3 protein-coding genes are annotated in these 4,847 nt (G+C 60.7%); all 3 read right to left on the reverse strand.

What is annotated here, in order from left to right; translation table 11 throughout:
* Positions 1-78: 78 nt before the first annotated feature.
* The 3 genes from ACW9I6_RS30815 to ACW9I6_RS30825 all read right to left on the reverse strand — a co-directional run bounded on the left by ACW9I6_RS30815 (position 79) and on the right by ACW9I6_RS30825 (position 4,660).
* Positions 79-1,446 (reverse strand): DUF1329 domain-containing protein, encoded by a 1,368-nt coding sequence (locus ACW9I6_RS30815; RefSeq protein WP_457340185.1) that lies wholly within the window; start codon positions 1,444-1,446, stop codon positions 79-81.
* A gap of 26 nt (positions 1,447-1,472) precedes the next feature.
* The gene (locus tag ACW9I6_RS30820; RefSeq protein WP_023659149.1) at positions 1,473-3,263 is read right to left on the reverse strand and encodes a DUF1302 domain-containing protein; all 1,791 of its coding nucleotides are present in this window, start codon (positions 3,261-3,263) and stop codon (positions 1,473-1,475) included.
* A gap of 485 nt (positions 3,264-3,748) precedes the next feature.
* Entirely contained in the window at positions 3,749-4,660 is a 912-nt protein-coding gene (locus ACW9I6_RS30825; protein WP_008438591.1) for an SDR family oxidoreductase, read from the reverse strand.
* Between the last annotated feature and the right edge of the window lie 187 nt (positions 4,661-4,847).

Here is a 4,847-nt window from a genome sequence, read left to right on the forward strand (position 1 = left end):
AGTCACTGATGCTTTAACTGACAGACCGCCTTCGCGAGCAAGCCCGCTCCCACAGTTTGATCGCATTTCAATCAGGTTTTAGCGCACGCCTTCCGAGCGCAATGCTGCCGGCGTGTAGTCGGCCGCCTTGGCCGCAAAGCCGAACACAAAGCTGCTCTTCTCTTCGTTCTTCATGCCCAGGGCGATGTAGCGCCCGGCGATGATGTCGTACAGGGTTTCGACGGTGTAGGCCGGCACCTGATGGTCGTAGTAGAACTGCGCGTGACCTTCAGCAACACGCCACAGCTGGCCGCGGCCGTCGTAGTGGTCCACCAGCGCCACCTGCCAGCTGTCTTCGTCGATGTACATGTGGCGCTTGGCGTAGATGTGCCGCTCGCTCGGCTTGACCGTGCCGATCACTTCCCAGACCCGGTGCAGCTCGTAGCGGGTCAGGTCCTGGTTGATGTGGCCGGCCTTGATGATGTCGTCGTACTTGAGGGTCGGCGAATCGAGCTTGTAGCTGTTGTAGGGAATGTACATCTCCTTCTTGCCCACCAGCTTCCAGTCGTAGCGGTCGGGGGCGCCGGAGAACATGTCGAAGTTATCCGAGGTGCGCAGGCCGTCGGCCGCAGTGCCCGGCCCGTCGTAGGCCACTTGCGGCGCACGGCGTACCCGGCGCTGGCCGGCGTTGTAGACCCAGGCCAGGCGCGGTTCCTTCACCTGGTCGAGCGTCTCATGCACCAACAGTACGTTGCCGGCCAGGCGCGCCGGGGCGGTCACCGATTGTTTGAAGAAGGTCAGTACGTTGGCGCCCTTGACCGGGTCCATGTCCGGGATCAGTTGCGGCACGGCCACTTCTTCCTCGAAACGGATCGGGGTGTAGCTGCCGTTGGTCTGCGGCGTGGCCTGGGTGATGATGCGGCGCAGGTTGCCGCCGTGGTAACGGGTGATGTGGTTCCACAGCACTTCCACGCCATTTTTCGGAATCGGGAAGGCGTAGTAGCGGTTGCCGGTGAAATTTTCCAGGCCGTTGCCGTCGTTGATCGCGTGTACGTTGAGCGCGCTGCGCTTGATCGACTCGTAGATCTCCGGCGGCAGGTTGACCGTGCGGTGGGTCGGGTACACCGGAATCTTGTAGGTTTGCGGGTAGCGCTTGAACATCGCCACCTGGCCTTCGGAGAGTTTGTCCTTGTACTGGTCGACCGTAGCGGCGGTGATCACGAACAGCGGCTTTTCATTGGCGAACGGGTCAGCGAGGAAACCCTTGCTGTCCACCGCCCCGGCGTTTTTCGGGATACCACCGGTCCATGCCGGGATCGAACCATCGGCGTTACCGGCCTTCTCGGCGCCCACCGGGGTCAGGGTAGTGCCGAGCTTGGCCGCTTCTTCCGGCGACACTGCGGCCATCACGTTGGCGGCCAACAGGCTCAGGGCCAACACCCCGCATTGCAGAATCATTTTGCGCATAGTCTCTTGTCCTTACTTAAGCCAAATCAGAAGTTCACGCCAAAGCTGAGGGCGATGAAGTCGCGGTCGGTGAGGGTGTTGTAGTCACCGCCAAAAAAGTCGGTGTAGCTCAGGCTCGCGGTGTAGGTGTTGCGGTAGTCCGCATCCACGCCGACGCTGATGGCCTTGGCGCCTTCGTTGAACAGGCCGTTGGGGCCGTAGCCGCTGACGTCCTGGGACCACGACACGTTGGGCTTGAGGTTGACCCCGGCGAATACGTTGTTGTAATCGAGGATGGCCCGGGCGCGATAACCCCAGGAGTTGGCCGTGACAAACCCATCGGTGTCGCCGCCGAAGCCGTACTGGCCGTAGACCGAGTCACGGCCATAACGCAGCTTGGATTTCGCCTCCAGCCCGCCGACGTGCACAAAGGCCGCCTCGCCCACCAGGGTCAGGCGTTCGGCGCCCAGTACCTGGTCGAAGAATTGGGTCATGGTGCTCTGGATCTGGGTGATTTCCTTGCGGCGGTAGCCGGCGTTGTCGGCACCGAAGGAACTGCTGATCGGTGAAGCGGCGTTGCCGGCAATCGGGTTGACCAGGGCCAGCGTCAGGTCGGTGGTGTTGAGTTGTACGGGAGCATTCGGGCGGTAGCTGATTTCGCCGGTCCAGGCGGTGCCGGTGGGCAAGGTGGTGGAGAAACTGGCACCGAACAGGCGGATGTTTTCCGGGTAGTCGAGGTAATACTGGCCGCGACCGAGCATCGTGCTTTGCGCCAGGCCGGCCCCGGTACCCGGGGCGATCCCGTTGGCCGCGTTGGCAATAGCGCCAATGGTTGCCAGGTTGGTGTTGGCGGTGATGGTACCGACGGTGGGCGTGCGGCTGTGATAGTTCATGAAGTACAGGCCGTACTCGGTGTCATCTCCCAGCCAGCGCAACGCCATGCCGAACTGGCCGCCATCGCGCGCCTCGCGGTCTTTTGCACGCTGCACCACTACGCCTTCTTTCGTAACCTGGAAGCCCTGGCCAAACGCCGCCGCCACCGGTTGCAACGGCGCAATCGCCGGGCTGCCGACGGTGTAGTTGCCGTTGCAGCCATGGGCCACCACGTCGTTACCGAAGAAGGTGCCGCAGTTGTCCACCACGGTGTTTTCCCAGTTCAACTGGTAGAAACCTTCCACGCTCAACTGGTTGGTGAGGCTTTGGGAGGCGAACACCATGTTGACCGGAATCAGGCCTTCCTTGATCTCGGCGCCAGGGCGGCGGAACGCGGAAACGTCGATGGGGTTGATGCTGTTGATGGAGTTGCCGATGAACGTACTTTCCCCCCAACTGACCACCTGTTTACCGACGCGCACGTTGCCCGGCAAATCGCCGATGGAATAGTTGTGATAGACAAATGCATCGAGTAATTCGTAGCCGGAAGAGCGCGCGCCTTCGTCGCGGTGGTTATTGCTGATCTGCTTGAATTCGCGGTCTTCGTCCTGCAGTTCGAAGTCGTACCAGTACTTGCCGCGCACGAACACGCCGCTGTCGCCGTACTTGAGTTCCAGGTCGTGGATGCCCTTGAAGATCTTGGAGAAGGTCTCACCCTTCTTGAAGTTCAGGCGACCATCATCGCCGGTGGAAGCCTGGCCCGTTCCGCCGTTGGGAATGCCCACCAGCTTCTTGTCGGCATCGCGCATGCCCCAGCTGGCACCGACCGACAGCGAGGAATCGAATTGCCCTTCGATCTCGCCGATGTTGAACGAAACAGCCTGCGCCTGGGCACAGCAACCCAAAGCAACCGCAGCGGCCAGCGCCTGTGGCCTGAAGATGGCGCGCATTGTTGTTTTTGTCATGCGTCTTCCCCGGTGGTGTGACAGAAGGCCCCACCCTACTGCCCGCGATCAAGAGCGATAAGCGCACCAAGGAGGTATTCGTGTTGTCGCTCGAAAGGATGAGAGGGCGCTCTGGCCGGGGTCCTGGAGAGGCCATGGACGAGATGGATGAAGGATTATCAGGAGGATGGATGAGGTGTTATTGCCACTGTTGCGGGTTTGGTAACAGTCCTTGTCTCGAATCGCTATTTTTCATTTTGTAACAAAAGCCTATTCTTGCCTGGCTTTCAGGGCAAACCGCCCGCTTCCAGAACCTGGAAGAACAGCCAGTTTTTTATGGATTGATCAATATTTTCAATCTGTTACCGGTGTTCACTGACGTTGATTTATTGCTCCTTGATCAAACGTCTTACTTCAGCCGCTGCCTTTGCAGCGGCTTTTTTTATGCCTGAAATAAAGCGGGGCGCCATGGCGCCCCGCTTGATTAAAACTTTTTCACGTAATGATCACAGGCTGTACTTCTGCAGGTTGGCCATCATCTCCTTCAAGGCCTCGATGTTGTCCTTGGGGTGAGCGGCCCCGTCGAAGTCACAGATTTGCTGCCAGTGGGCGGCGACATCATCCGGGGAGAACCCGGCTTCAGGGTCGAACCCAACCCCCAGGCTGCGCTCCCAGCGGGTCTTGCCGATCCAGCCGCCGCCCACCTCAAACAGCCCGGAGGTTTCCTGACACGCCTCGCTGCCCAGGTACACCACCAGCGGGCTGATCAATTCCGGCTTGAGGCGTTCGAAGACTTGCGGCGGGATCAGGCCTTCGGTCATACGTGTACCGCCGGTGGGGGCGATGGCGTTGACCAGGATGTTGTTCTTGCGGCCTTCCAGCGCCAGGGTGCGGGTCAGGCCGTACAGGCCGAGCTTGGCCATGCCGTAGTTGGACTGGCCGAAGTTGCCGTAGATACCGGAGGTGGAGGCGGTGAAGATCACCCGGCCGTAGGCTTGTTCACGCAGGTGGGGCCAGGCGGCGCGGGTGACTTTGTAGGCGCCTTCGACGTGTACGCGGTAGACCAGGTCCCAGTCGCTGTCTTCCATTTTGTGGAAGGTTTTGTCCCGCAGGATCCCGGCGTTGTTGACCACGACGTCGATGCGGCCGAAGGCGTCGAGGGCGTTCTGGACGATCTTGTCACCGTCGGTGACGGAGTCGTGGTTGGCCTCGGCGATGCCGCCGGCTTCGCGGATTTCGGCCACTACGCGGTCGGCCGCCGAGGCGTTGGCGCCTTCGCCCTGGGTTGAGCCGCCAAGATCGTTGACCAGCACTTTGGCGCCGTGTCTGGCGAACAGGAGTGCGTGGGCGCGGCCTAGTCCGCCGCCGGCACCGGTGACGATCACGACCTTGTCTTGGAACTGCACAGGCTCACTCATTGGGGACTCCAGGGGTGGTTAGGGGTGGATGGGTTGAGTGTCAGGCACGGGGCCTGGGGTCACAATAAATACGGCTGGGGGTGAATGGTGCGCGATAAGGCTGGGGGATGATTGGTGTGGGTTAGATGGGGGACATATCCGTTATTTAGGTAACGGCGGCTTATGGTTCCGCTCTTACAGCGGCTCA

The sequence above is a fragment of the Pseudomonas sp. SDO5522_S412 genome (assembly GCF_054071215.1).